Genomic DNA, 26,986 nt, shown 5'->3' on the forward strand with positions numbered 1-26,986 from the left:
CCCTCGTGGTCGCGCCGGAGTTCATCGTCCCCCCGCCGGGGCTGATCCCGAACGCGCCCGAACCCGACGAGTCCGAATCGAATGAGCCCGGGCCGGGCGCACCGCGTCGCGGCGATCTGCAACCGCACACGGGCAGCGTGCCGGGGGCGACCGACCGCACGGTGCAGGCGCTTCCCGCTCGTCCGTTCCCGGCGTTCACGCCGTTGCCGACGGCGCCGCCCTCTGCGCTCGCAGGTCCGCCGCCGGTCTCGGCCCCGCCGGCGGCCGTGACGTCGGCCCCGCCCGCAGCGGTGACGTCGCCGACGCCGACCGCTTCGCCGACCGAGCTCACGATGCCGCCGGCATTCGTGCCGCGACCCGTGCTGCCGGCGGCATCAGCGCCGACGTTCCACCTCGTCGGCAGCGACGGCGTCGAGATCGAGGTGTCCGGCAGTTGCGTGCTCGGCCGCAATCCGGTCGCCGACGGCGTGTACGCCGACGCCCGCCGCATCGCGCTCGTCGACCCGACGCGAACGGTGTCCAAGACGCACGCCCTCATCGAGGTGCGTGAGGGCCGCGTCATCGTCACCGACCTGCACTCGACCAACGGCGTGGCCGTCCAGGCGGGCGGCGGCGAGGTCACGGTGCTCGACGCCGGCGCGCCCGCCGCGGTCGACGCCGGGTCGGTGCTCAGGCTCGGCGACCTCGCCCTGACGCTGCGCCGTACCGCCGGATTGACGGTGTAGCCTGTCATGGTGCGCGCAGTTCGACTTCTCCTTCGCTGCCGCGGCGGGGCCTCGTTCTAGGCCGATCCCGCCGCGGAGTCTGCTGTCGGCTGTCCATATTTCCTGAGGAAGCGAACGCATGAACGTACCGACCAACGGCGTCATCACGCCGGAAGCACGACCGCGCACCCTGGCCGAGAAGGTCTGGAGCGACCACCTGGTCAAGAAGGGCGAGGACGGCACGCCCGACCTCATCTACATCGACCTGCACCTCGTCCATGAGGTCACGAGCCCGCAGGCCTTCGACGGCCTGCGCATGGCCGGCCGGCCGGTTCGGCGGCCCGATCTCACGATCGCCACCGAAGACCACAACACGCCGACGCTCGCGATCGACAAGCCGATCGCCGATCTCACGAGCCGCACGCAGATCGAGACGCTGCGTCGCAACGCCGCCGAGTTCGGCATCCGCCTGCACTCGCTCGGCGACAAGGAGCAGGGCATCGTGCACGTCGTCGGGCCGCAGCTCGGCCTCACGCAACCCGGCATCACGGTCGTCTGCGGCGACTCGCACACCTCGACGCACGGCGCGTTCGGCGCGATGGCCTTCGGCATCGGCACGAGCGAGGTCGAGCACGTCATGGCAACGCAGACCCTGCCGCTGAAGCCGTTCAAGACCATGGCGATCAACGTCGAGGGCACGCTGCGACCCGGCGTCACCGCGAAGGACATCATCCTCGCCGTCATCGCGAAGATCGGCACCGGCGGGGGGCAGGGTTACGTGCTCGAGTACCGCGGCAGCGCCATCCGCGCACTGTCGATGGACGGCCGGATGACGATCTGCAACATGTCGATCGAGGCGGGCGCGAGGGCCGGCATGGTCGCGCCCGACCAGACGACGTTCGACTACCTCGAGGGCCGGGCCCACGCGCCGCAGGGCGAGGACTGGACGGCCGCCGTCGAGTACTGGAAGACGTTGGCCACCGACGAGGGCGCGCGGTTCGATGCCGAGGTGTCCATCGACGCCGACGCGCTCGAGCCCTTCGTCACCTGGGGCACGAACCCGGGGCAGGGGGTCTCGCTCTCCGAGACCGTGCCCGACCCGGCCGCGATCGACGACCAGCACGAGCGCGCCGCCGCCGAGCGTGCGCTCGAGTACATGGACCTCGAGCCCGGAACACCGCTGAAGGACATCCGCGTCGATGCGGTCTTCATGGGCTCGTGCACGAACAGCCGCATCGAGGACCTGCGCGCCTTCGCCTCGATCATCGAGGGCAAGCAGAAGGCCGACGGCGTCCGCGTCATGGTGGTGCCGGGTTCGGCCCGCGTGCGCCTCGAGGCCGAGGCCGAGGGTCTCGACAAGGTGTTCGAGGCGTTCGGCGCCGAGTGGCGCTTCGCCGGCTGCTCCATGTGCCTCGGCATGAACCCCGACCAGCTGGCTCCGGGCGAGCGTTGCGCGTCGACCTCGAACCGCAACTTCGAGGGCCGTCAGGGCAAGGGCGGTCGCACCCACCTCGTGTCCCCGCTCGTGGCCGCGGCGACCGCGATCCGCGGCACGCTGTCCAGTCCGTGGGATCTTGGTCTCGATCCGGCGCTGGTAACCGGCAAGACGACCCCGACGAGCATCGAAGGCGAAGGGCGCTGACATGGAGAAGTTCACGACCGTCTCGGGCGTCGCAGTGCCGATGCGCCGGTCCAACGTCGACACCGACCAGATCATCCCGGCCGTGTTCCTCAAGCGGGTCACGAAGACCGGCTTCGACGACGCGCTGTTCTACGCGTGGCGCCAAGACCCCGAGTTCATCCTGAACCAGGAGGCCTACCAGGGTGCGCGCGTGCTCATCGCCGGCCCCGACTTCGGCACCGGCTCGAGCCGCGAGCACGCCGTGTGGGCGCTGCGCGACTTCGGGTTCGACGTGGTCATCAGCTCGCGCTTCGGCGACATCTTCCGCAGCAATTCCGGCAAACAGGGGCTGCTCGCCGCGCAGGTCGCCTACGAAGACGTCGAGCGGCTCTGGGAGGTCGTCGAGGCCCAGCCGGGAATAGCGGTGACGGTCGATCTGGTTGAGCGTACGGTCAGCGTCGGTTCGCTGACCGTGCCCTTCGACGTCGACGACTACACTCGATGGAGGCTTCTCGAAGGGCTCGACGACATCGGTCTCACCCTGCGCGACGAACCGGCCATCGCCGAGTTCGAGACGCACCGAGAGGCCTGGCGGCCGAAGACGCTCCCCATCCGGGAGCCGGCGGAATCAGGAACTCTGTGAACACACTCGGGCAGGATGCCAAGAACCACGGGACGGCGGTCGGTTTGAGCGTCGACAAGATCACGATCAACGGCGGCAAGCCGCTCGTCGGTCGCATCGAACTCAAGGGCGCGAAGAACCTCGTCACCAAGGCGATGGTCGCGGCCATCCTCGGCGACACGCCGAGCGTGCTGAAGGACGTGCCGAACATCAGCGACGTGCGCATCGTGCGCGGCCTGCTCGAGGTGCACGGCGTCACGGTCACCGACGGCCCGGTCGAGGGCGAACTCATCCTCGATCCGTCCGCCGTCGAGACGGCGCACATGGCCGACATCGACGCCCACGCCGGGTCCAGCCGCATCCCGATCCTGTTCTGCGGGCCGCTGCTGCACCGCCTCGGCGAGGCGTTCATCCCCGACCTCGGCGGGTGCCGCATCGGCGACCGCCCGATCGACTACCACCTCGAGGTGCTGCGCAACTTCGGCGCCATCGTCGAGAAGCTCCCGAGCGGCATCCGCATGTCGGCACCCGACGGCCTGCACGGCGCGAAGGTGTCGCTGCCGTACCCCAGTGTCGGCGCGACCGAGCAGGTGCTGCTGACCGCGGTGCTCGCCGACGGCATCACCGAGCTCTCGGGCGCGGCCATCGAGCCCGAGATCATGGATCTCATCAACATCCTGCAGAAGATGGGTGCGATCATCACGGTCGACACCGATCGCGTCATTCGCATCGAGGGCGTCGACAAGCTCGACGGCTACACGCACCGCGCGCTCTTCGACCGCAACGAGGCCGCGAGCTGGGCCGCTGCGGCGCTCGCGACCGAGGGGGACATCTTCGTCGGCGGTGCCCGCCAGGCCGAGATGCTCACCTTCCTCAACGTCTTCCGCAAGGTCGGCGGCGACTTCGACATCGCCGAAGACGGCATCCGCTTCTTCCACCCCGGCGGCGACCTGAAGCCCGTGATCATCGAGACCGACGTGCACCCCGGCTTCATGACCGACTGGCAGCAGCCGCTCGTGGTCGCCCTCAGCAAGGCCAAGGGCGTCTCGATCGTGCACGAGACCGTGTACGAACAGCGATTCGGCTTCGTCGACGCGCTCGTCGAGATGGGCGCATCGATCGAGGTGCACAAGGAGTGCCTCGGCTCGGCGGCCTGCCGGTTCGGCCAGCGCAACTTCAAGCACTCCGCGGTGATCTCCGGGCCGTCGGTGCTCACGGGCGCCGACATCGAGGTCCCCGACCTGCGCGGCGGCTTCAGCCACCTCATCGCGGCGCTCACCGCCGACGGCCGTTCGACCGTCTCGAACGTCGGCATCATCGCCCGCGGGTACGAGAACTTCATCACGAAGCTCGAGCTCCTCGGGGCGGATTTCGAACTCGACGCATAATGGGGGAGTGCACCACGACGACGCGTCTCCCGATCATCCTGTGAAGGCCCGTTCGGAGACCCGTCGCCCGTCGTTCTTCTGGGTTCTCGCCGGCATCGTCCTGCCGCCCCTGAGCCTGATGGTGAAGTACCGCTTCCACCATCGTGAGCGCATGCCGCAGACGGAGGCGTTCGTGCTCGCCCCGAATCACTACAGCGAGATCGACCCGGTGGTGATGGGGGCCGCGAGCTGGCACCTGGGGCGAGCGCCGCGGTTCATGGCGAAGGCGTCCCTGTTCAAGAACCCGGTGCTCGGCTGGCTCCTGCGCACCTCCGGGCAGATCCCGGTCGAGCGTGCCGGGAGCAAGAGCCACGCGGCCCTGCGCGCGGCCGAAGAGCTCGTCGAGAAGGGGCGCATGGTCGTCGTCTACCCCGAGGGCTCGCTGACGCGCGACCCCGACCTCTGGCCGATGCGCGGCAAGACGGGGGCCGTGCGCATCGCGCTCGAGCGCGACATCCCGATCGTGCCGGCCGCCCACTGGGGCACGCAAGAACTCATGGGCCGCTACGGCAAGAAGCTGAGCCCGTTCCCGCGCAAGACCATCGACGTGATCATCGGCGAGCCGCTCGACCTCTCCGCGTACCGCGGCAAGCCGCTCGACCAGGCGAGCCTGCTGAAGGCGACGGGCGAACTCATGGACGCGATCGCCGCGCTCCTCTCCGAGCTTCGCGGCGAGCCGGCGCCCGAAGAGCGCTGGGACCCGACCAAGCACGGCCAGAAGGAGACGGGGCGTCTCGATGGCTAGGAGCCGACCGAGCCACCGCACGCGCGTCGCCGTCATGGGCGCGGGCAGTTGGGGCACGACGTTCGCGAAGATCCTCGCCGACGGCGGCGCCGACGTCGTCCTGTGGGCCCGTCGCCCCGAGCTCGCGAAGGAGATCCAGGAGGGCAAGCGCAACAGCGACTACCTCCCCGGTGTCAACCTCCCGTTGGGGCTCCGGGCGACCAGCCGCCTCGACCTCGCCCTCGCTGGTGCCGAGCACGTCTTCATGTCGGTGCCGAGTCAGTCGTTGCGCGACAACCTCGTCGCGGCCGAGCCGCACCTGCACGCACAGGCGACGATCGTCTCGCTCATGAAGGGCGTCGAGAAGTCGTCGGGCCTGCGCATGAGCGAGGTCATCGCCGATGTGCTCCCCATCGATCCGGGGCAGATCGCCGTCATCTCGGGGCCGAACCTCGCCCTCGAGATCGCGAAGGAGCAGCCGACGGCCGCCGTCGTCTCCTCGACGAGCCTCGAGACCGCCCAGGCCGTGGCATCCATCTCGCGCAACCGGTACTTCCGCTCGTTCGTGAACACCGACGTCATCGGCACCGAGTTCGGTGGCGTGCTGAAGAACCTCATCGCCGTCGCGATCGGCATCGTCGACGGCGTCGGCTACGGCGAGAACACGAAGGCCTCCATCATCACGCGCGGCCTCGTCGAGATGACGGACTTCGCGGTCGCCTACGGAGCGCAGCCCGAGACGCTGTCGGGGCTCGCCGGTCTCGGCGACCTCATCGCGACGAGCCAGTCGCCGCTCTCGCGCAACAACACGGCGGGCCGCCTGCTCGGTCAGGGGTACCACCTCGCCGACGTGGTGAACCAGATGAACCAGACCACCGAAGGGCTGGCCTCGGTCGGCCCGATCCTCGAGCTCGCCCGCGCCAAGGGCGTCGAGATGCCGATCGTCGAGCAGGTGCGCCAGGTGCTCGCCGGAACGCTCGAGCCGCGCGACATCGCGCCCCACCTCACGACCGACGACGAGCCGCAGGGCGAAAGGACGATGGATGGACAAGCTCAGGGTGGTTCTGCTCTTCGGAGGGCGTTCAAGCGAACACTCGATCAGCTGCGCAACGGCGGGCGGGGTCCTGGGAGCGATCGACCGTGACCGCTTCGAGGTGATCCCGGTCGGCATCACCCGTGACGGCGCGTTCGTGCTCGAGAGCGACGACCCGGCGCGGTTCGCGCTCGACCCCGGACACCTTCCAGAGGTGCTCGACAACGGCTCGCGCGTGCGCTGGCCCGAGAGCTCGGCCTCGCGCGAGATCCGGGTGACGGATGCTTCGGGCGAACGCTCGCTCGGCGAGGCCGACGTCGTCTTCCCGATCCTCCACGGCCGCTTCGGCGAAGACGGCACCGTGCAGGGCCTGCTCGAGCTCGTCGGACTGCCCTACGTCGGCAACGGCGTGCTCGCGTCGGCCGTCGGCATGGACAAGCACTTCACGAAGACCGCGCTCGAGGCCGCCGGCATCCCGGTCGCGCCGTGGGTCACGCTCACGCGTGCCGCGCTCGAGGCCGACGCCGAGCTCTGGCAGCGCCGCGTTCGCGGCCTCGGGCTCCCGGTGTTCGTCAAGCCCGCACGGGCGGGTTCGTCGGTTGGCGTCACGAAGGTGTCCGACTGGTCCGAGCTCGACGCCGCGCTCGAGATCGCGTTCGCCGAAGACCGCACGGTGCTCGTCGAACAGGCCGTTCCCGGCCGTGAGATCGAGATCGCGGTGCTCGAGGGCCGAGACGGCGTGCGCGTGAGCGTCGCCGGCGAGGTGGTCGTCACCGGCCGCGACTTCTACGACTTCGAGGCGAAGTACCTCGATGCGCCGGGTGTCGACCTGGTCTGCCCGGCCGAGCTCGGCGACGGCGAGACGTTCGAGCTCGAGCGCATCGCCCGACGCGCGTTCGAGGCGATCGGTGCCTCGGGGCTCGCGCGGGTCGACGTGTTCCTCGGCGACGAGGGCTTCGTGGTCAACGAGATCAACACGATGCCGGGCTTCACGCCCATCTCGATGTTCCCGACGTGCTGGCTGAACACCGGGCTCAGCTACCCCGAGCTGATCGGCGAGCTCATCAACGTCGGGTACGCCCGCGGCGCTCGCTGAGCGGGCACCGAGGGGTCATTCCGCCGGCGTCGCGTCTTCGACCGAGGTGCAGCCGCCGTCGGCCGGGATGACCCCGACCGCGCGCGAGAGGTCGGCGAGCGCCGTCGAACCCGAGACGACGTCGTAGTCGACGACGACCTCGACGGCGGGCGTGCGCCCGTAGGTGGTGAACACGTAGTTCGGCGCCTGCGTCTCGTCGACGATCCAGTCGATGCCGTCGACGCTCTGGCACCGGTCGGTGGTGGGCCCCGGCACGGGCACGCCGCAGCGCAGCAGCACGGCCGCCGGCTCGCCCCAGGCACCCGTGCCCTGCGCATCGGTCTCACGGGCGGGCTGATCGGCGACGGTGTCGGGCAGGAGCACGACGAGGTCGGCGCATGCCGTGTCGCTCGCATCGGGTGCGGCCTGCATGTTGACGATCGGGCTGCAGCCCGTGAGGGCGAGGGCGGCGACGACGGCTGCGAGGGCGACCCCGACGAGCCTGCCGCGCCACGGGCCGTGCGGGCGTGACGGGCTGTGCCGGCGCGACGGAATGGCGGGGTGCTGAGACATCCGCTTCAGGTTACCCCGTCGGGTTCAGCAGTTCGGACGGCAGGAGCGCTGCGACAGGGCGTCGGTGAGGACGGTCTTGAGGTCTTCGGGGCGTTCGGCCGAGTAGGCGGCCCCACCGGTCGCCTCGGCGATCAGGCGCATGGACCCGAGGTCGGTGTCGGGCCCGATGCCGACGAGCACGACCGGCACCGGCCGGTCGCTGTCGGTGATGGCGTTGAGCTGCTCGATGAGGGCGTCCCTGCTGATGCCGTTCTCGTCTTCGTTCTTGCCGTCGGTGAGCAGCAGGACCGAGTTGACGTTGGCCGGGTCGTAGTTCTCGCGCACGGCCTGCACCGCCGCGAGGGTGGTGTCGTAGAGGCCGGTCGCCCCGCCGAGCCTGCCGGGCAACGACCCGATGACGTCGAGCACCGACTGGCGGTGGGCGTCGTCGGCGAGCGGCTCGATGGGCGAGAGCGGCTCCCAGTCCTGATCGCCGATGCGGGTCGTCGAGAACGCCCAGACGCCGACGTCGACGGCCTCGGAGAGCTGCGAGATGGAACTGGTGGCGGCCTGGGTGAGCAGGTCGATGCGGCGCAGCCCGGTGACCGTGGGTTCCTCCATCGAGCCCGAGACGTCGATGACCGAGAGGATGCGGGACCGCAGGCTCAGCACACCCCAGGTGCGCAGGATCGAGACCTGAGCGGATGCCGCGGCGGAGCCCACCTCGGTCGCGTCGGCCAGCACGCCGTCTTGTTTGAGCTCGCCGCCGCCGGTGCCGTCGCGGAAGCCCTCGGCCGCGAACCGGTCGGAGGCGTCCCAGAGCGCGATCTTCAGCGCGTTCAGCTGCGCGGCTCGCTGGGCGAGGTGCTCGTGCTCGGCGTCCTGCGGTGCCTCGTCGCCCTCGGCGGGCTGGTTCTTGGCGAGCTCGGACTTGTCGAGCATGCGCAGGAACGGGAACTGCAGGGCGAGCGTGCCGTCGTCGGGGTAGAGGGCGAGGAGCGGCGTGGCGGCATCGTCGTGGTTGTGCATGGCGACCTGCTGCTCGCTCGCGATCGCCACGGTGCCGGGCGGGCTCACGGCCAGCGCGGCGAACGCGGCGTCCACCCGGGTCGGGGCGCCGTCGCTCAGACGGATCATCGCATTGCGGAACTGGCGCGCCTCCCCGATGGGGGTCGCGCGCTCCATGGCCTGCAGGCCGTTCAGGCTGGCGGAGGACGCCTCGGGGTCGGCGAGGAGGGCCGGCAGCTCGCCCGTGAGCACGTCGCCCCAGTCGAGTTCGCGACCGGCGAGCGCGTCGGCGCCGGTGACGGGGGCGGCGAAGACGACGGGGCTCGAGGCGATCGAGCGTTCGAGCGCGACGTCGGGCACGTCGCGCCCGAGCGAGCGGGCGCTCGAGGCGGTGCGCACGAGCCAGACGGGGGAGTCGGGGATCCACGCGTCGATGTCGGAGCCGTTGCCCGAGGCGAGCAGCGCCGACGTGTCGGCCGAGTCCTGTGCGACGACCTCGGTGCGGGCGCAGGCGTCTTCGCGGGCGTCGTACTCGGCCGCGAGCTCTTTCACGGGGCGGGCGATCGCCGTGTCGGCGACCACGCGGAGCTGGACGGGTTCGTCGCAGGCCGGGGCGGCGGCGAGCCAGGCGCTCAGCGATCCGCCGGCCCAGGCCGTTCCGGCGATGCCCACGAGGGCGACGGTCGCGGCTCCGGCGGCGATGATCACGGTCGTGCGGCGACGCCGGCGTGCGCGGGCTCGTGCGCGTTCTGCTCGTTCGCTTCGTCGATTCACTTGGGCTCCATTGCTGCACGGTGAGCAACATTCGAGCCACCGCGGTTCGGGTATCGCGGCCTGGTGGGGCGAGTTCACCCTACGTCACGTTCGGCCAATACGTAAGTATTCGTTACATTCTCGACATGTGCCTCGGACGGGTGACAGGCGGAGAAGGCCTGATGAACGGCCTGTCCTAGGCTTGGCGCGTGCTGGATTCATCGAACACGGACGAGCCTCGATCCGACGACGACACGATCGGCGGAATCGGCGAGATCGCGTCGCTGCGACGCATCCTGCCCAGGCTCGTGTCGGGCGATTCGGCGCTGCTCGGCCCGGGCGACGACGCAGCGCTCGTCGCGGCATCCGACGGCAGGTTCGTGGTCACGACCGACCTGCTGGTGCACGGACCCGACTTCCGCCTCGCGTGGTCGACGCCGTTCGAGCTCGGCTGGAAGGCGGCCGCGACGAACCTCACCGACGTCGCGGCGATGGGCGCAAGGCCCACGGCACTGGTCGTGGCGATCGCCGCGCCGCCCTCGATGCCGGCGACGCTGCTCGAGGGCATCGCCGACGGCCTCCGCGAGGCGCTCGCCGCACTCGCGCCGGGCGCCGGGGTCGTCGGCGGCGACCTGTCGGCCTCAGACGTGCTGACGATCGCGGTCACCGCCTTCGGCGACCTCGAGGGCCGCGCGCCCGTGCTGCGGTCCGGAGCCCGGGTCGGCGACGTCATCGCCCACGCCGGTGCGCGCGGCGATGCCGCCAGGGGGCTCGCGCTGCTCTTCGCCGAGGCGACGGATGCCGCGGGCGAACCGTCCTCGACGTTGGCCGCCGCGCTCCGTGCGAGGCATCCCGAGCTCGTCCGCGCCCAGTTGGCACCGACGCCGCCCGTGCAGGCCGGCGTCGCGGCGGCGCTCGCGGGGGCGACGTCGATGCTCGACGTCTCCGACGGCCTGGCGCGCGACGCCCGGCGCGTGGCCGAGGCCAGCGGCGTCTCGTTCGACTTCTCGTCGCGCGCGCTCGGCGGCGACGATGAGCAGGTGCGCAGAGCGCTGGCGGGGGGCGAGGACCACGGGTTCCTGGCGACCTTCGCCGCGGGCGCCGAGATCCCCGAGCCGTTCGAACTGCTCGGGCGCGTGGTCGAGGGCGACGGAACCGTGCTGCTCGACGGGAGAGAGGTCGGCGCCGACGGCTGGGATCCCTATTCGGGCTGGGACGGCCGGGCGGGCTGAGCGGCCCCGGTGCCCGGCTCGGTCCCGGTGCCGGCTTCGGGCTCTGCGCCAGCCCACCAGAGCGTCGTCTCGCCGTAGTCGCGGCGGCGCTCGACCCCGAGGCCGGCCGGCCAGGTCGGCTCGGGGGAGCGGGAGCTGCGCTCGACCACCACGAGCGCATCGGCGTTCAGCAGCGGGGCGAGCAGTTCGAGGTCGCGCGCGAGGGCGGCCTCGTCGAGGTCGTACGGCGGGTCGATGAACGCGAGGTCCACGCCGGCGGGAGCCGTCTCGAGGTAGGCGGCGACCGCGCGGGGCACGACGCGGATGCGCGCCGCGCCCCGGCCGATGGCCCGCGTGATCGCGTCGGCGTTGCGGCGGCACACGTCGGCGGCCGGCTTCGCGCGCTCGACGAGCACGACCTCGGCGGCGCCGCGGCTCGCGGCCTCGAGGCCGAGCGCGCCGGATCCGGCGTAGAGGTCCAGCACGACGCCGCCGTCGACGGCGTCCCTGGCCTCGAGTGCGGAGAAGATCGCCTCCCGAACGCGGTCGCTCGTCGGACGCGTGCCGGAACGCGGCACGGCGAGGGTGAGTGAGCCGGCGGCCCCGGCGATGATGCGCGTCATGCTCATCGCAGCCTATCGGCCCGACGGCGGCGGGCGTGGCCTCGTCATCGCCGGGCGCCGAGCGCGCCGCGCTGACATGATGGAGGGGTGGATGACCAGACCGTGGATGCCCCTACCGCTCCCGTGGCCGCCAGACGCCGCGCCCTCGTCGAACAGGCGGTCCTCGACCGCATGTGGGACTTCGCCGATCCGGCGGCGACCGCCGAACGGTTCCGTGCGGCCGCCGACGACGACGAGGCGTCGTCCGAGATCCGTGCCGTGATGGCGACGCAGCTCGCGCGTGCCCTCGGATTGCAGGGGTCGACCGATGAGGCGAACCGGCTGCTCGACGACGTCGAACGCGGGCTCGCCGAAGCCGACGCCGAATTGCGCGCGCGCGTCGCGATCGAACGGGGCAGGCTCATCGCGGCAGGCGAGGAGCCCTCCGCGGCCGTGCCCGGACTCACGCTCGGCATTCGCGAAGCGGCGCGCGCGGGTTCCGCCTTCCTCGTGCTCGACGCGCTGCACCTGCTCGCGCTGCACGATCCCGGTCACGAGGAGGAATGGGCCGCCGAGGGGCTCGACGTGCTCGAGGGGCAGCGCGACCCGCGTGTGCTGCGTTGGGGCATCGCCCTGCACCACAACCTCGGCTGGACCAAGCACGATCAGGGGCGCGCCGTCGGTGCGCTCATGGAGTTCGAGCGCGCGGTCGAGATCGCCGACCGCCATGGCTCGGCCGAACAACAGCAGGTCACCAGGTGGTCGGTCGCGAGGTGCCTGCGCACCCTCGACCGCTCCGACGAGGCGCTCGCGCTGCAGCGCGAGCTCGCGGAGCTCCGGCCCGACGACCCGTACGTGCTCGCCGAGATCGAGGCGTTGACGGTGGTCGCGCCTACGATCGAGGCATGACGGCCGAGCAGACGAATGAGGCGGGCGTCGGCCGGTTCACGCTCGACTCCCGCCTGACAGGGGCATTGGGCGGTCGCACTGCGGCGGCGCTCGAGCGCGCGTTCGGGTACCGCACCGTTGGCGACCTGCTCGCGCACTACCCGCGCCGCTACGCCCTGCGCGGCGAGCTGACCGCGCTCGCCAGCCTTCCGCTCGATGAGAACGTCACGATCGTCGCCGAGGTGATCGAGGTGCGCGAGCGCAAGATGCAGACCCGCCGGGGGTCGATCCTCGAGATCAAGATCTCCGACGGCACCGGCATCCTCACCCTCACCTTCTTCAACCAGGCCTGGCGGGCCCGCGAGCTCGTGCCGGGCGTGCGCGGCATCTTCGCCGGCAAGGTGGGCGACTACCGGGGTGCACGGCAGCTCGCGCATCCAGACTACGAGCTCTTCGACGAGGAGACGTCGACGTCACCGACCGATGCCTCGGTCAAGCGCTGGGCCGAAGCGCCCATCCCGATCTATCCGGCGACGAGCACGCTCGCGAGCTGGCAGCTCGCGAAGGCCGTCGCCCTGCTGCTCGACGGACTCGATCCCGTGGCCGATCCGGTCCCCGAGGCCGTGCGATCCGCGCGAGGCCTCCTCGCGCATCGCGATGCGCTCGAACGCGTGCACCGCCCCGAGACCGAGCGCGACTGGAAGGCCGCCAGGCGCACCCTGCGGTTCACCGAGGCCCTCGTGCTGCAGGCCACCCTGCTGCTCAGGCGCGCCGAGCTGCGCACGCACACGGCCACGGCGCGGCGCCCGACGCCCGGCGGGCTGCTCGAACGCTTCGACGCGAGCCTGCCGTTCGACCTCACCGGCGACCAGGTCGAGGTCGGCGTGCACATCGCCAACGATCTCGGTGCGGCCGTGCCCATGAACCGGCTCGTGCAGGGCGAGGTCGGCTCGGGCAAGACCGTCGTGGCGCTGCGCGCGATGCTCGCCGTCGCCGACTCCGGCGGTCAGTCGGCACTGCTCGCGCCCACCGAGGTGCTCGCGGCCCAGCACCTGCGCTCGATCGTGCGCATGCTCGGTCCAGACCTCTCCTCGCAACTCGTGCCGACGCTGCTCACCGGGCAGCTGCCCGCGGCCGAGCGGCGCAAGGCCCTCCTGCGCGCGGCGGCGGGCCAGTCCCGCATCGTCGTGGGCACTCATGCGCTCATCGGCGACGCGGTGTCCTTCGCCGACCTCGGCCTCGTGGTCGTCGACGAGCAGCACCGGTTCGGCGTCGAGCAGCGCGAGGCGCTCCGGCTCAAGGGGCGCCGGCCCCCGCATGTCCTCGTGCTCACCGCGACGCCCATCCCGCGCACCGTGGCCATGACCGTGTTCGGAGACCTCGACGTCTCGACCATTCGCGAGCTGCCCGCGGGGCGCGCCGGCATAGAGTCGCACGTCGTCCCGCTCGCCGAGCGGCCCGCCTGGCGCGCGCGCGTCTGGGAGCGGCTCGCCGAAGAGGTCGAGCAGGGCCGACAGGGGTTCGTCGTCTGCCCGGCCATCGAACCGAAGGTGGTCGAAGAGGCCGACGCGGCTGCGGCCGAGGGGGCGCCCTCGGCGCCCGTGGCATCCGTCGCCACCGTCTTCGCGGGGCTGAGCGCCGACCCGCGGTTCGCCGACATCCGCATCGCGCCGCTGCACGGGCGCATGGGCTCCGACGAGAAGGACGCCACGATGCGCGCCTTCGCCGCAGGCGAGATCGACGTGCTCGTCGCGACGACGGTCATCGAGGTCGGCGTCGACGTGCCCAACGCGAGCGTCATGGTCGTGGCCGACGCAGACCGGTTCGGCGTCTCGCAGCTGCACCAGTTGCGCGGCCGCGTGGGTCGGGGCACGGTTCCCGGCCTCTGCCTGCTGGTCACCGCAGCGCCCCCGGGGTCCCTCGCCCGGCAGCGGGTCGAGGCGGTGGCGGCGACCCTCGACGGCTTCGAGCTCGCCAGGGTCGACCTCGAGCTCAGGCAGGAGGGTGACGTGCTCGGTGCGATGCAGTCCGGCGGCCGCTCCTCGCTCAAGCTCCTGCGCGTGGTCCGCGACGGAGAGGTCATCGCCGACGCCCGCGACGCCGCCTCCGACCTGCTCGCCGACGATCCGGAGCTCTCCGGGCATCCGGCGCTCGCGGCCGAGGTGCGCCGCCGGCTCGACGACGACTCGACCGAGTTCCTGAGCAAGGGCTGAGAGTACAACCCACCCCTTCCGACGCGGCATCCGCGCACTACGCTGGTGCGTATGCAGCGGATCGCCGTCGTTCCCGGTTCCTTCGACCCCGTCACCAAGGGGCATCTCGACGTGATCGAACGGGCCGCCGGCCTCTACGACGAACTCCACGTCGTGGTCGTGCACAACCCCGACAAGAACGCACTGCTGCCGATCGCGCAGCGCGTCGCGCTCATCGAACGGGCCATCGCCGACGCCGGCATCCAGGGCCGCGTCATCGTCGCCTCGTGGAGCATGGGGCTCCTGGTCGACTACTGCACCGACGTCGGAGCGAGCGTGCTCGTCAAGGGCGTGCGGTCGCAGCTCGACATCGCCTACGAGACGCCGATGGCGATCGTCAACCGCCACCTCGCCGGCGTCGAGACGGTGTTCCTGCTCCCAGACCCGCAGCACGCCCACGTCTCGAGTTCGCTCGTGCGCCAGGTCTCGGCCCTCGGCGGCGATGTCTCCCCGTACGTGCCCGCCGTGGTGTCCGAGTACCTCGCGGCGGCGATGACCCCGTGAGCGAGTCGCCCGTGAACACCACCCCGAACACCGGCTCGGGCGCCGCGAGCGCCGTGGCCGAGGCATCCGTCATGCTCATCGACGAGGTCGGGGCGCTCGCCGCCCGGGTCGTCGCCAACGTCGAGACCGTCATCGCGGGCAAGCGCGAGGCCGTCACGGCGGCGCTGACCGTCGTGCTCGCCGAGGGGCACCTGCTCATCGAAGACGTGCCCGGCGTCGGCAAGACGATGCTCGCCAAGGCGCTGGCCCGTTCGCTCGGCAGCAGCATCAGCCGCATCCAGTTCACGCCCGACCTCCTGCCGAGCGACGTCACCGGCGTGTCCGTGTTCGACCAGTCGAGTCGGCGCTTCGAGTTCAAGCGCGGTCCGGTGTTCGCGAACATCGTCATCGGCGACGAGATCAACCGGGCCAGCCCCAAGACCCAGGCCGCCCTGCTCGAGTGCATGGAGGAGCGGCAGGTCACGGCCGACGGCACGACCTACCAGCTCGAGCTGCCGTTCACCGTCATCGCGACGCAGAACCCGGTCGAGATGGAGGGCACCTACCCGCTGCCCGAGGCGCAGCGCGACCGCTTCATGGCCCGGGTGTCCATGGGCTACCCGGCCCCGGCCGACGAGCTCGCGATGCTGTCCACGCGCGAGACCTCGAGCCCGCTCGACCGGCTCGAGCAGGTCGTCGAGGTCGACGAGCTGCGCGGCATGATCACCGCGGTGCAGCACGTGTTCACCTCGCAGCCCGTGAAGGAGTACGCGGTCGAGCTGGCACGCGCCACGCGCGACGACCGGCAGCTGCGGCTCGGTGCCAGCCCGCGCGCCACGCTGCAGCTCATCCGGGCCGCGAAGGCGCATGCCGCGATGCACGGGCGCGATTTCGTGCTGCCCGACGACGTCGACGCCCTCGCCGTGCCCGTGCTGGCGCACCGCCTCGTGCCCACGAGCCGGGCCGTCGGCTCCCACGACCGTGACAGCGGACCGCTCATCGACGCGATCGTGCGACGCATCGTCGCCGACACGCCAGTGCCCGTCGGGAGCGCGCGAAGGAACTGAGCATGCCCCGCCCCCGCCCGAGATCCTGGCCGCGCCTCACCCGACGCGGCACCGCCCTGATGATCGTCGGCGTGCTCCTCGTCGGCATCTCCCTCTGGTTCGACCTGCGAGACATCCTCGTGCTCGCGTTCGTCGGCATCGCGATGCCGATCGTAGCGGCGGTCTTCGTCGCCCTGCGTCGCCCGAGGCTCGCGGTGCAGCGCGTCTTCGCGCCCGCGGTGGTCGCGGCCGGCGAGGCCACCAGAGTGAGCCTCGTCGTGCAGAACCGCGGCACCCGCACCTTCGACGGGGCCCACTGGCGCGACCGCGCGCCCGAGGGCGTCGTGGGGCCGGCCGAGGCGCTGCTGCCCGCCCTCGGGCCGCATGAGGCGGTGCTGCCGTCGGGCGACGACCGGGTCAGGGTCGAGTACCGTCTGCGCATGCCGCGACGCGGTGTCTTCCCGGTCGGCCCGCTCCGCATCGGGGTGAACGATCCCTTCGCACTCGCCGGCATCGAGCGCGACACCGGTTCGGCGCACGAGATCGTCGTGACGCCGCGGGTCACCCCGCTGCACGAGGCGCTCGCGACGGCGGCCAGCATCGACGGCGTGGTGCACGGCCTCCAGCGGCGCAATCACCCGAACTCCGACGAACTCATCGCCCGCGAGTACCGCTACGGCGATCCGCTGCGCCGGGTGAACTGGCCGGCGACCGCGCGCCGAGGCGAGCTCATGGTCCGTGAAGAGGAGCAGCGCGGCGATCCGGAGGCGCGCGTGCTGCTCGACGTGCCGTCGGGTGGCCGCACCGGCCTCGCGGTGCACCACGAGCGCACCTTCGACGGCGACGAGCGGTACGAGCTCGCGATCGAGGTGGCGGCCTCGGTCGGCGTGCACCTGCTCGAGCACGGGTTCCGCCTGCGGTGCACGAGCATCGCCGAGCACGAGCGGGGCCTGGGGCCGACGGCGCCGTTCGACGGCACCTATCGCATGCCGGGCGGCGAGCACCTCCTGCTCGAAGACCTCGCGCGCGTCGACCTGGGCGCGCATCAGCGCCGGCGCGACGACGCGCACGCATCCGAGGTCCGTACCAGGGGCCGCGACGCACGCGAGCCCGCGTTCGCCGTGCTCGCCGACCCCAGCCAGGCCGATGCGGGCGCGCTCGTCGCGCTCCGACCGGGGTTCGAGCCGGCCATCGCCTTCGCGACCACCTCGGTCTCCTCGTCCGTGCGGCAGATGCTCGAGGACGCCGACTGGAACGTCGTGACCGTGCGTCGTGCGTCCGAGATCGGCGGCGCCTGGGCGGCCGTCGCCTCGACGGTGGTGCGCGATGCATCCTGACCAGGCGGTGCTCTCCCCGGTGCAGCGACTCGGACTGACGGCGGCGTCGTTCGCGCTGATGGCGACGGCGATCATGGCGCTGGGCCCGCTGGTCGCGGGCAGCGGATGGTGGTGGCTCTGCGCGTTCGTCTCGGCGGGGGTGCTCTTCGGCGGCGCCGGGCTGCGCGCACTGCGCGTGCGCGGCGGCCTCGTGCCCGTGCTCGAGGCCGTGCTGCTGCTCCTGCTCCTGACGCTGCTCTTCGGGGGCTCGACGAGCCTGCTCTTCGTCATCCCGATGCCCGACACGTTCGTGCTGTTCGGCGATCTCTTCACCGGCGCCCAGCGCACGATCGCCCAGCAGTCGGTGCCGGCCGTGACCGTGCCGGCGCTCTCGTTCGTGCTCGCGCTCGGCGTCGGCGTGCTCTCCATCCTGCTCGACGTGCTCGTGCAGGTCGCGAGGCGGCCCGCCTTCGCCGCCGTTCCCGTGATCGTGCCCCTGCTCATCCCCGGGTTCATCGTCGAGTCGGGCATCGGGCTGCCGGTGCTCGTGCTCGTCGCTGCCTCGTACCTGCTGCTGCTGCGCGTCGACGTGCGCGTGAGCCGTCGGGCGCGCTTCGAGCAGCACCGCGACGACGGCATCGCCACCGTGGCCGCGCCGAGGCGCGTGCCGGTCGCGTCGACGCTGGGGGCATCGCTCGGCGTGGCCGGCGTCGGCATCGTCGTCGCCTCGATGCTGGCCGTGTCGACCCCGAGCATTTCGACGAGCCTGCTGCTCGGCACCGGCTCGCAGAGCACGCTCTTCGCGCGCGGCGTGAGCCCGTTCATCGACCTGGGTCGCGATCTGCGGCGTCCAGAGGCGCGGCCGGCGTTCCGCTACCTCGCCCGCGACGGCGACCGGCCCTACTTCACCCTGCTCACGCTCGATCGGTTCGAGGGCGACGTCTGGTCCGTCGCCGATCGCCCGGTCGACGGCGACAACACGGTCGACGAGATCGGCACGCCCGCCGGCCTCGGCCCCGATGTCGCGACGTCGGAGCATCCGATCGACGTGCTCGTGAACGAGGTGCGCACCACCTGGCTGCCCGTCCCGTATCCGTCGACGCGCATCGACGGACTCCAGGGGTCGTGGTTCTGGGACGACGATTCGCTCACGGTGCGCAGTGCCGACACCAACACCGCCGGGCAGCGCTATCAGGTCACGCGTCTCGCGGTCGAGCCCACGGTCGAGCAGTTGCGTGCGGCGGGTCCGGTGCCGGCGTCGTCGCCGGCGTCGCCGGTCGACGCGCGGTACCTCGAACTGCCGGAAGAGATGCCCGAGATCATCTCCACCACCGCCGCCGGTCTCGCGGCGGGCACGGCCTCGCCGTACGACGCCGCCGTGGCGATCCAGGCGTACCTGCGCGCGCCCGAGTTCCACTACTCCACCGAGGCGCCCGTCGAGGGCGGCTACGACGGCGGCGGGTTCGAGGTGATCGCCTCGTTCCTCGAGCAGAAGCAGGGCTACTGCGTGCACTTCGCGTCGACGATGGCGGTGCTGGCCCGCGAGGTCGGCATCCCCTCGCGCATCTCGATCGGCTACACGTCCGGCACGCCGACCACCGATCGCGTCGACGGCGTGCAGCGGGTGCAGGTCGATTCGCACGACCTGCACGCCTGGCCCGAACTCTACTTCGCCGGCGTCGGATGGGTGCCGTTCGAGCCGACGCCCGGCCGTGGCTCGGTTCCCGAGTACTCGCGGCCCGGGGCCGGGCAGTCGCCGACCTCGGTGCTGCCGACCGGGCCGGCGCCGACGTCGGTTCCGAGCGGGCGGCCCGACCTCGATCCCGACCGCGGCCTCGCCGGGCAGGCGGGCGACCCGCTCGCGAACAGCGGTCCGCTCCAGTTGGGCGTGCTCCTGCTCGGGATCGTCCTGCTGCTCTCCATCCCCGCGATCGTCAGGGCGCTGCAGCGCGTCGGGCGCCGTCGCCGAGTCCGCCGAGGCGACAGGCCCGCGGATGCCGCGTGGCAGGAGTTCATCGCCACGGCGAGCGATCTCGGCCTCGGCGTGCAGGCGGGCACGCCCAGGGCCGTCGCCTCGCTGGTCGCCGCGCGCCCGGCGTTCCACGACCCCGATGCGCGCGCGGCGATGCTGCGCCTGCGCGATGCGGTCGAGCGAGCGCGGTTCGGCCCCGACGGCGGCGGTACGCCCGCGCATGAGGCGCGTCACGCGCTCCTGCACGATCTCTCCGTGGTGCGATCGGCGATGCTGCGCGATGCCGGCGCAAGCGATCAGGTGGCCGCCATTCTGCTGCCGCGGTCGCTCGTCGAGCGTGTCGCGCCCGTACCCGGCGTTCGTGCAGGCGGCGGCGCGTAGACTCGTCGTTCGTGGCCAACCAGTATTCGCCGTTCCGCATGAATGTGCGCGACCTCCTCAACCGTCCGGGCGAGATGCGCGAGCACCGCGTCCAGGTGCCCGCGCGCGAGCAGTTCGGCGAGGGGCTCGTCGCCGTTCGCGAGGGCTCCGAGCTCGATCTCGACGTGCGTCTGGAGTCCGTTCACGAGGGCATCCTGGCCAGCGCGAGCGTCGATGCGGTGGCCGAGGGGGAGTGCGGTCGATGCCTCATCGACATCGCCCTGCCTGTCGAAGTCGAGTTCCAGGAGCTTTTCGCGTATCATTCTGGAGAAGCTTTCGAGTTCGAGGTTCAAGACGACCACGTGGATCTTGAACCGCTCATCCGAGATGCGGTGGTGTTGTCACTGCCGTTCCAGCCGGTCTGCCGGCCGGACTGCCCGGGTCTCGACCCAGAGACCGGGTTGCGACTGGCTGATCATCCGGAACTCGACTCCCCGAATGTGCGCGACCCACGATGGGCCGCGCTCGCAGGGTTCCAAGCTTCCGAAGACCAGGGCCCGGATGTCGCATCCGACGCCGACCCGAAGAGAGATTGAGAGAGTGTCATGGCTGTTCCCAAGCGGAAGAAGTCGCGAGCAAACACCCACGCGCGTCGTTCGCAGTGGAAGGCTGAGGCCCCCACGCTGGTGAAGACCGTCGAGAACGGCAAGGTCACGTACAGCCTTCCGCACCGCGCGAAGGTCGTCGAGGACTCGGCGGGCACCCCGCTGTTCCTCGAGTACAAGGGCCGCAAGGTCGCCGACGTCTAGTCGACGCCCGCCGCAGCATCGACCGGTCGTGACGCGCACGGAGCGCACAGGGCTCGCGAGACCGAATCTCGAGGAACTGCAGCAGAAGCTGCAGGTCGAGATCGATCCCGAGCTCCTGCTCCTGGCGCTCACGCACCGGTCTTTCGCGTACGAGAACGGCGGCATCCCGACCAACGAGCGCCTCGAGTTCCTCGGCGACTCGATTCTCGGTCAGGCCGTCACCGTGCGGCTGTTCGGCGACAACCCCGACCTCGACGAGGGCGAACTGGCCAAGCGGCGCGCGAGCCTCGTCTCGAGTGCCGCGTTGGCCGAGGTCGCCCGTTCGATCGGGTTGGGTCCGTACATCCGGCTCGGTCGCGGAGAGACGCTCACCGGCGGTGCGGCGAAGCCGTCGATCCTGGCCGACACCGTCGAGGCGATCATCGGCGCGGTCTACCTCGACCGCGGCGGCGAGGTCGCGACGCCGTTCGTGCTGAGCCTCATCTCGCCGCTCATGCTCGACCCCGAGCGGTTCGGCGCGTCCATGGACCCGAAGACGAGCCTTCAAGAGATCGCGGCGAAGCGCGGGGTGCCCGCGCCGGTCTACACCGTCGCCGAGAGCGGGCCCGACCACCACAAGCACTTCGTCGCGACGGTCGTCGTCGGCACGCTGGTCGAGGCATCCGGTGAGGGCTCGAGCAAGAAGCAGGCCGAGATGGCGGCGGCGCTCGAGGCCTGGACGAAGCTCACCGCGAACTGACGTGCCCGAACTCCCCGAGGTCGAGGTCGTCCGCGCGGGCCTGGCGCCCGCGGTCACGGGTGCCCGCATCGTCGCGGTCGACGTGCTCGACGCACGCGCCCTGACCCGGCACGACGCGGCATCCGGCGACTTCGAGGCGATGACGACGGGCGCGACCGTCGCCGCGGCCGTGCGGCGCGGCAAGTTCCTCTGGCTGCCGATCGGCGACGGCCGCGACGGCTTCGGCGCCCGCGGGCAGCGCGCGATCGTCGGCCATCTCGGCATGAGCGGCCAGATGCTGCCGGGCACCCCCGAGCACCCGGGCGACGACCGGCACGCCCGGGTCCGCATCCACCTCGAGCATCCGACGCATGGCGAGCTCCGGGTCGACTTCGTCGATCAGCGCACGTTCGGCTCGCTCGCGGTCGATCGCATGGTGCCGACATCCGACGGCGAGATCGCGGGATTCAGCGCCGACGTCACGGGGGAGTGGGCCCGCGCCATCCCCACGCAGGTCGCGCACATCGCCCGCGATCCGCTCGACCCCGCGTTCGACGACGACCTCTTCTTCGAGCGGATGTCGCGGCGCGCCTCTGGCGTGAAGCGGGTGCTGCTCGATCAGGGGCTCGTCAGCGGCATCGGCAACATCTACGCCGACGAATCGCTGTGGGCGGTGGGGCTGCACGGAGAGCAGCCATCGTCATCCCTTTCGCGCCGGCGCCGCATCGACCTCCTCCGCGCGGTGCGCGACGTGCTCGGCAAGGCGCTCGTCGAGGGCGGCACGAGCTTCGACGCACAGTACGTGAACGTGAACGGACAGTCGGGCTACTTCGCCCATTCGCTGAACGCCTACGGGCGCACCGGGCAGCCGTGCCCGCGCTGCGGCACGCCGATGGTGCGCGAGGCGTTCATGAACCGCTCGTCGCACCGGTGTCCGCGCTGCCAGCGCCTGCGGCGGAGTCGTGCTGCCACAGGGCGCTGAGTCCGCGCACGGTGAACCCGAGGGCCACGTTGATGGCGAGCATGTGCTCGTTCTCGTCGGCGTTCCAGGTGTAGACGTCGGTGCGTTCCGGCGCCGAGCCGGCGAGCAGCACGAGGTTCGCCGCCTTCATGCGCATGCCGAGGCGGTGGCCGCGGTGCGGCTTCAGCACGATCGTGTCCCACTGGAACGCCGACGTCGAACCGGTCGGAAGCTGCAGCTCGGTGAACCCGGCCACACGTCCGTCGTCGTCGATCGCGGCCGTGACGAGGCTCGTGCGACCGCCGGCGATCGTCTGCTCCTCGGTGGCGCGCACGCGAGCGGCATCCCAGTGCTCCTAGTCGTACGTGGCGGTGCCCGCCGGCGGATCGGTCGACATCGCGGCATGGGCGATCGCGAGCTCGTCGGCGAGGTCGTCGGGGGCGCGGTCGACCCATGAGCGCAGGCGGTAGGAGGTGGCGGACGCCTCGTGCCGGGCCGAGATCGCGGCGAACTCCCCGCCGCGCCCGGTGACCGTGAGCCCGCTCACGCGCTCGAGTTGGGCGAGCCGGAACCCGTGGTGCAGGGCGAACGCGGCGCCGGCGTCGGATGTCGGGATCGACCCGCTGCCGTCGCGGGCCTCGAGGCGGTCGCCCTGCGCGTCGAGCGCCCCGGCCGGGACATCCGACATGGCGACCAGGATGCCGCGCCCGAGGTCGTCTGCGAGGCGGCGGGCGACGGCGAGCAGTTCGGTGGCGACGCCGCGGCGCCTCGCATCGGGCAGCACGCCGAGCACGAGGTCGACGGTCTCGGCGGTGTCGGCGAGCTCCCACGTGCACTCGACGCGTCCGACGCAGCGGCCGCCGTCCCATGCCGCGAACGCGGCGCGCCCCTGGTAGGCGTCGTCGCGGTAGAGCGGCAGGAGTTCCGGCGCGTCCCAGGCGAACCTGCGGTGGCCCCACACGGACTCCTCGACGAGGGCGGAGACCTCGACCATCGCCTCGAACTCGGCCGAATCGGCTGTGCCGAGGGTCTCGGGCACGGGCACCGGCCTGATCTCGATCGACATGTCGCCTCCTCGTCGGTGAGTGGTCGGCGCACTCGCACCGCGTCGTCCGCGGGCGCATCCGAGCCCCGCGCAGCCGATCAGGCTATCGCGAGCGGCCCGCCGCGGCAAAGGGCGATCGCGCGCATCGCGGCGAGGGCGAGCGGATGCCGCTCCGACCTCGGCTACGCTCGACGGCAGCGTGCTCGCGAGTCGGAAGGGTGGGGCGTGTATCTCAAGAGCCTGACGCTGAAGGGCTTCAAGTCCTTCGCGCAGCCGACGACGTTCGCCTTCGAACAGGGCGTGACCTGCATCGTCGGTCCCAACGGCTCCGGCAAGTCCAACGTCGTCGACGCGCTCGCCTGGGTCATGGGCGAGCAGGGCGCCAAGACGCTCCGCGGCGGCAAGATGGAGGACGTCATCTTCGCGGGCACCTCGACGAGGGGCCCGCTCGGTCGCGCCGAGGTGAGCCTCACGATCGACAACGCCGACGGCGCGCTGCCGATCGAGTACTCCGAGGTGTCGATCTCGCGCACGCTGTTCCGCAACGGCTCGAGCGAGTACGCGATCAACGGCGAGACCTGCCGCCTGCTCGACGTGCAGGAACTGCTCTCCGATTCCGGCCTCGGCCGTGAGATGCACGTCATCGTCGGCCAGGGCCAACTCGACGCCGTGCTGCGCGCCACCCCTGAGGATCGTCGCGGTTTCATCGAGGAGGCCGCGGGCATCCTGAAGCATCGGCGCCGCAAGGAGAAGACCCTGCGCAAGCTCGACGCGATGCAGGCGAACCTCACCCGCCTCTCCGACCTCGCCGGCGAGATCCGCCGTCAGCTGAAGCCATTGGGCCGCCAGGCCGAGGTCGCACGCGAGGCCGCGACCATCGCCGCCGTCGTGCGCGACGCCAAGGCCCGCCTGCTCGCCGACGACGTGGTCGCCCTGCGTCGCGCGCTCGAGGATCACGGTCGCACCGAGCAGCAGCGGCACTCCGAGCGACTCGTGCTGCAGGACCAGCTCGAGCAGCGCCAGGCGCGCGTCGCGGCGCTCGAGCAGTCGCACCTCGGCGACGACGTCGACACGGCCCGCAGTGCGAACTTCGCCCTCGAACAGGCGCGCACCGCGCTGCGCTCGCTCGACTCCCTCGCGAACCAGCGCATCGCCCTGCTCTCGGCGGCCGATGAGACGACGGATGCCGCGCCCACCGTCACCCGCTCGATGATCGACGACGCCGTGGCCGAACTCGACGACATCCGCGAGGGCATCGACGTCGCGGCATCCGCCCTCGAGGAGGCGCAGGATGCCACGCGCAGGGCCCGGCTCGACCTCGACGCCGTCGACGTCGAGATCGCCCGTCGCAGCGCCGAGGTGCAGGCCTACGACCTCGAGCTCTCGAAGCTCTCGGGGCGCGCCGACTCCGAGGCCTCCAAGCTCGCCGCCGTGCGCGGCGAGGTGCTGCGGCACGCGAACGCGCTCGAGGCCTCGTCGCAACGCCGCGACGTCGCGGCCGCCGCCCTCGCCGAGGCGCAGGGCGACGCCGAGATCGAGCAGACGGCCGAGACCGATCTCGACGAGGCGTACGAGCTCGCACAGGCGGCCGTCTTCGAGGCCGAGGCCGAGATCGAGCGCCTCCGCGAAGAGCTCCACGAGCGAGAGCGCGAGCAGGGCGCGCTCGCGGCCAGGAGCCAGGCCCTCTCGCTCGCCCTCGACCAGAAGGACGGCTCGTCGGCACTCGTCGCCGCGAACGTCGCCGGCGTGCACGGCCTGCTCGCCGAGTCGATGCAGGTCGAGCCCGGCTACGAGGCCGCCGTCTCCGCCGCGCTCGGCTCGTTGAGCGACGCGGTGCTCGTCGACGACCTCGGCGCCGCGCATGCGGCGCTCGTGCAGGCCGAGCGCGGCGACATGGGTCGCGTGGCGCTCGTGCTCGCGACGCCGGCGGGGTCCGTGCGAACGGGTGTTGAAGCATTGCCAGACGGCTTCGTCGCGGCATCCGACGTCGTCACCGCGCCCGCCGGGGTGCACGGCATCCTCGCCGAGGTGCTCATCGCCGACGACCTCGACGCCGTGCGCGCCGCCGAGGCGGCCCTCGCCGCGCGCTCGGTGCCGGCCACGGTCATCACCCGGGACGGCACGCTCGTGGGGCGCTACATCGTGCGCGGCGGCACCGGCCGAAAGCAGAGCCGCATCGAACTGCTGGCCGAGCGTGACCGGGCCGCCGCCAGGCTCGACGAGGTGCGTCGCGAGATCGAGATCCGTCGAGGCGAGCTCGGCGAGCAGCGCGAGCTGCACGCGAGGGCGAAGGAGGCCGCGAAGGCCGCGCTCGCCGCGCTGCGGGAGTTCGACGCCCAGCTCGCCCAGCGCACCGAGCGACTGAACCGCGCGCGCGTGCAGGCCGAGGCCGCCGAAGCCGACTCCGAGCGACTCCGGCAGGCCGCCGCGAACGCCCAGGAGCGCGTGAGCGACGCCGAGTCCGCATCCGCCGAGGCGAAGCAGGCGCTCGAGGCGGCCAGAGCCGTGCCCCGGCCCGTGCTCGACCCGAGCGCCCGCGACGAGGCATCCGCTCGGCTCGATCTTGCACGTGAGGCCGAGGTCGAGGCGAAGCTGCGGCTCGAGACGGCGCGCGAGCGCGTGCGCGCCGAAGAGGCCCGCATCCGCGCGATGCAGGCCCAGCACGACGCCGAGCGGCAGGCCGCCGCCGAAGCCGCCCGGCGCGCGGTCGTGCGTCGCTCGCAGCTGGCCGCCGCCTCCGCCGTCGCGGCCTCGTTGCCGGCGGCACTCGCCTCGGTCGACGCCTCGGTGGCCGAGGCCGGCGTCGCGCTCGCGCGCGCCGAGGCCGAACGGTCCGCGCGCAACGAGGAGCTGCAGGCCCTGCGCCGCGACGAGGGCACCGTTCGCGAGCGGCTGCACGTCGTCACCGAAGACGTGCACGGGCTCGAACTGCGCATCTACGAGAAGAAGCTCCAGGTCGGCAGCATGCTCGAGCGCGCCGAGTCCGAGCTGGGCCTCGGCGAGGCCGTGCTCGTCGCCGAGTACGGGCCGGAGGTGCCGATCCCCGTCGAAGGCGGTGCGGATGCCTCCGACGCCGTCGACGACGCCGCGGGCGGCGGCGACGACGAGCCAGCCGCGACCCGCCCGTACCGTCGCGAGGAGCAGCAGCGCCGCCTCGCCGGCGCCGAGCGCAAGCTCGCCCAGCTCGGACGCGTGAATCCGCTCGCGCTCGAGGAGTTCGCGGCGCTCGAGCAGCGTCACCTGTTCCTCACCGAGCAGCTCACCGACCTCGCCAACACCCGAAAAGACCTGCTCACGATCATCGAGGAGATCGACGGCAAGATGTCGAGCATCTTCCGCGACGCCTTCGACGACACGCAGGCCGCCTTCGCCCAGGTGTTCCCGGTGCTCTTCCCCGGCGGCACCGGCAGCATCTCGCTGACCGACCCCGACGACATGCTCACGACCGGCATCGAGGTGGCCGTGCGGCCCGCGGGCAAGAAGATCGAGCGGCTCTCGCTGCTCTCGGGCGGTGAGCGCTCGCTCGCCGCGGTGGCGCTGCTGCTCGCGATCTTCAAGGCCCGCCCCAGCCCGTTCTACATCATGGACGAGGTCGAGGCCGCGCTCGACGACGCCAATCTCGGACGCCTGCTGACGACCCTCGAGGACCTGCGCGAGAACAGCCAGCTCATCGTCATCACGCACCAGAAGCGCACCATGGAGATCGCCGATGCCCTCTACGGCGTCTCGATGCGCCAGGACGGCGTGTCGGCCGTGGTCGGCCAGCGCGTGCGCGAGGAGCCTGCCGCGAAGGCGAGCTGAGCG

Annotated in this window: 24 protein-coding genes; 19 read left to right on the plus strand and 5 right to left on the minus strand. The window is 71.7% G+C overall.

Annotated features, from left to right (window positions below; all coding sequences use genetic code 11):
* Positions 1-5 precede the first annotated feature (5 nt).
* The 7 genes from AC3IPY_RS08225 (at position 6) to AC3IPY_RS08255 (ending at position 7,227) form a co-directional block, all read left to right on the plus strand.
* Positions 6-725, plus strand: a complete 720-nt coding sequence (locus AC3IPY_RS08225; RefSeq protein ID WP_489187937.1) for an FHA domain-containing protein — start codon at positions 6-8, stop codon at positions 723-725.
* A gap of 118 nt (positions 726-843) precedes the next feature.
* Entirely contained in the window at positions 844-2,346 is a 1,503-nt protein-coding gene (gene leuC, locus AC3IPY_RS08230) for a 3-isopropylmalate dehydratase large subunit (RefSeq protein ID WP_489187938.1), read from the plus strand.
* Between the two features lies 1 nt (position 2,347).
* Positions 2,348-2,968 (plus strand): 3-isopropylmalate dehydratase small subunit, encoded by a 621-nt coding sequence (gene leuD / locus AC3IPY_RS08235; RefSeq protein WP_489187940.1) that lies wholly within the window; start codon positions 2,348-2,350, stop codon positions 2,966-2,968.
* Positions 2,965-4,335 (plus strand): UDP-N-acetylglucosamine 1-carboxyvinyltransferase, encoded by a 1,371-nt coding sequence (gene murA / locus AC3IPY_RS08240; protein ID WP_489187941.1) that lies wholly within the window; start codon positions 2,965-2,967, stop codon positions 4,333-4,335. Before leuD ends, murA begins: the two co-directional genes overlap by 4 nt.
* A gap of 40 nt (positions 4,336-4,375) precedes the next feature.
* Positions 4,376-5,119: a lysophospholipid acyltransferase family protein gene (locus tag AC3IPY_RS08245; RefSeq protein WP_489187942.1), complete on the plus strand. Its 744-nt coding sequence runs from the start codon at positions 4,376-4,378 to the stop codon at positions 5,117-5,119.
* Complete coding sequence (locus tag AC3IPY_RS08250; protein WP_489187943.1) at positions 5,112-6,242, plus strand: NAD(P)H-dependent glycerol-3-phosphate dehydrogenase; 1,131 nt, start codon at positions 5,112-5,114, stop codon at positions 6,240-6,242. The genes AC3IPY_RS08245 and AC3IPY_RS08250 overlap by 8 nt, the downstream gene beginning before the upstream one ends.
* A complete protein-coding gene (locus tag AC3IPY_RS08255; protein ID WP_489187944.1) occupies positions 6,142-7,227 on the plus strand; it encodes a D-alanine--D-alanine ligase family protein in 1,086 nt (361 codons plus the stop codon). Before AC3IPY_RS08250 ends, AC3IPY_RS08255 begins: the two co-directional genes overlap by 101 nt.
* Before the next feature lie 15 nt (positions 7,228-7,242).
* On the opposite strand, the gene AC3IPY_RS08260 is transcribed toward AC3IPY_RS08255, so the two are convergent.
* Positions 7,243-7,779: a DUF3515 family protein gene (locus AC3IPY_RS08260; RefSeq protein ID WP_489187945.1), complete on the minus strand. Its 537-nt coding sequence runs from the start codon at positions 7,777-7,779 to the stop codon at positions 7,243-7,245.
* 24 nt (positions 7,780-7,803) lie between these two features.
* Positions 7,804-9,474 carry a substrate-binding domain-containing protein gene (locus AC3IPY_RS08265; protein ID WP_489187946.1) on the minus strand — a complete coding sequence of 557 codons (1,671 nt, stop codon included), beginning with the start codon at positions 9,472-9,474 and terminating at the stop codon, positions 7,804-7,806.
* Positions 9,475-9,728: 254 nt separating this feature from the next.
* On the opposite strand from AC3IPY_RS08265, the gene thiL reads away from it, so the two are divergent.
* Entirely contained in the window at positions 9,729-10,751 is a 1,023-nt protein-coding gene (gene thiL, locus AC3IPY_RS08270) for a thiamine-phosphate kinase (protein WP_489187947.1), read from the plus strand.
* Here thiL and AC3IPY_RS08275 read toward each other — a convergent pair.
* Positions 10,721-11,353 carry an RsmD family RNA methyltransferase gene (locus AC3IPY_RS08275; protein ID WP_489187948.1) on the minus strand — a complete coding sequence of 211 codons (633 nt, stop codon included), beginning with the start codon at positions 11,351-11,353 and terminating at the stop codon, positions 10,721-10,723. The genes thiL and AC3IPY_RS08275 overlap by 31 nt on opposite strands.
* An 87-nt stretch (positions 11,354-11,440) precedes the next feature.
* Between AC3IPY_RS08275 and AC3IPY_RS08280 the strand changes: the two genes are divergently transcribed.
* The 10 genes from AC3IPY_RS08280 to mutM all read left to right on the plus strand — a co-directional run bounded on the left by AC3IPY_RS08280 (position 11,441) and on the right by mutM (position 22,158).
* A complete protein-coding gene (locus tag AC3IPY_RS08280; protein ID WP_489187949.1) occupies positions 11,441-12,241 on the plus strand; it encodes a hypothetical protein in 801 nt (266 codons plus the stop codon).
* Positions 12,238-14,433, plus strand: a complete 2,196-nt coding sequence (locus tag AC3IPY_RS08285; protein ID WP_489187950.1) for an ATP-dependent DNA helicase RecG — start codon at positions 12,238-12,240, stop codon at positions 14,431-14,433. The genes AC3IPY_RS08280 and AC3IPY_RS08285 overlap by 4 nt, the downstream gene beginning before the upstream one ends.
* Before the next feature lie 51 nt (positions 14,434-14,484).
* Complete coding sequence (coaD, locus tag AC3IPY_RS08290; protein WP_489187951.1) at positions 14,485-14,976, plus strand: pantetheine-phosphate adenylyltransferase; 492 nt, start codon at positions 14,485-14,487, stop codon at positions 14,974-14,976.
* 71 nt (positions 14,977-15,047) lie between these two features.
* Complete coding sequence (locus AC3IPY_RS08295) at positions 15,048-16,022, plus strand: AAA family ATPase (protein ID WP_489188285.1); 975 nt, start codon at positions 15,048-15,050, stop codon at positions 16,020-16,022.
* A 2-nt stretch (positions 16,023-16,024) separates the two neighbouring features.
* A complete protein-coding gene (locus tag AC3IPY_RS08300; RefSeq protein WP_489187952.1) occupies positions 16,025-17,338 on the plus strand; it encodes a DUF58 domain-containing protein in 1,314 nt (437 codons plus the stop codon).
* Positions 17,328-19,670 carry a transglutaminase TgpA family protein gene (locus AC3IPY_RS08305; protein WP_489187953.1) on the plus strand — a complete coding sequence of 781 codons (2,343 nt, stop codon included), beginning with the start codon at positions 17,328-17,330 and terminating at the stop codon, positions 19,668-19,670. Before AC3IPY_RS08300 ends, AC3IPY_RS08305 begins: the two co-directional genes overlap by 11 nt.
* 11 nt (positions 19,671-19,681) lie before the next feature.
* Entirely contained in the window at positions 19,682-20,245 is a 564-nt protein-coding gene (locus tag AC3IPY_RS08310; protein ID WP_489187954.1) for a YceD family protein, read from the plus strand.
* A 9-nt stretch (positions 20,246-20,254) separates the two neighbouring features.
* Positions 20,255-20,458, plus strand: coding sequence for a 50S ribosomal protein L32 (rpmF, locus tag AC3IPY_RS08315; protein WP_055857210.1), 204 nt, complete (start codon positions 20,255-20,257; stop codon positions 20,456-20,458).
* Positions 20,459-20,534: 76 nt separating this feature from the next.
* Positions 20,535-21,197: a ribonuclease III gene (rnc, locus tag AC3IPY_RS08320; protein WP_489188286.1), complete on the plus strand. Its 663-nt coding sequence runs from the start codon at positions 20,535-20,537 to the stop codon at positions 21,195-21,197.
* A 1-nt stretch (position 21,198) separates the two neighbouring features.
* Entirely contained in the window at positions 21,199-22,158 is a 960-nt protein-coding gene (gene mutM / locus AC3IPY_RS08325; RefSeq protein WP_489187956.1) for a bifunctional DNA-formamidopyrimidine glycosylase/DNA-(apurinic or apyrimidinic site) lyase, read from the plus strand.
* Here the strand turns inward: mutM and AC3IPY_RS08330 are convergent.
* Positions 22,085-22,471 (minus strand): hypothetical protein, encoded by a 387-nt coding sequence (locus tag AC3IPY_RS08330; protein WP_489187958.1) that lies wholly within the window; start codon positions 22,469-22,471, stop codon positions 22,085-22,087. The genes mutM and AC3IPY_RS08330 overlap by 74 nt on opposite strands.
* A gap of 21 nt (positions 22,472-22,492) precedes the next feature.
* Complete coding sequence (locus AC3IPY_RS08335; RefSeq protein ID WP_489187959.1) at positions 22,493-23,203, minus strand: GNAT family N-acetyltransferase; 711 nt, start codon at positions 23,201-23,203, stop codon at positions 22,493-22,495.
* Between the two features lie 204 nt (positions 23,204-23,407).
* Between AC3IPY_RS08335 and smc the strand changes: the two genes are divergently transcribed.
* Positions 23,408-26,983 (plus strand): chromosome segregation protein SMC, encoded by a 3,576-nt coding sequence (smc, locus tag AC3IPY_RS08340; RefSeq protein WP_489187960.1) that lies wholly within the window; start codon positions 23,408-23,410, stop codon positions 26,981-26,983.
* The last annotated feature ends 3 nt before the right edge of the window (positions 26,984-26,986 follow it).

This window comes from Agromyces sp. GL_144, from assembly GCF_057834305.1.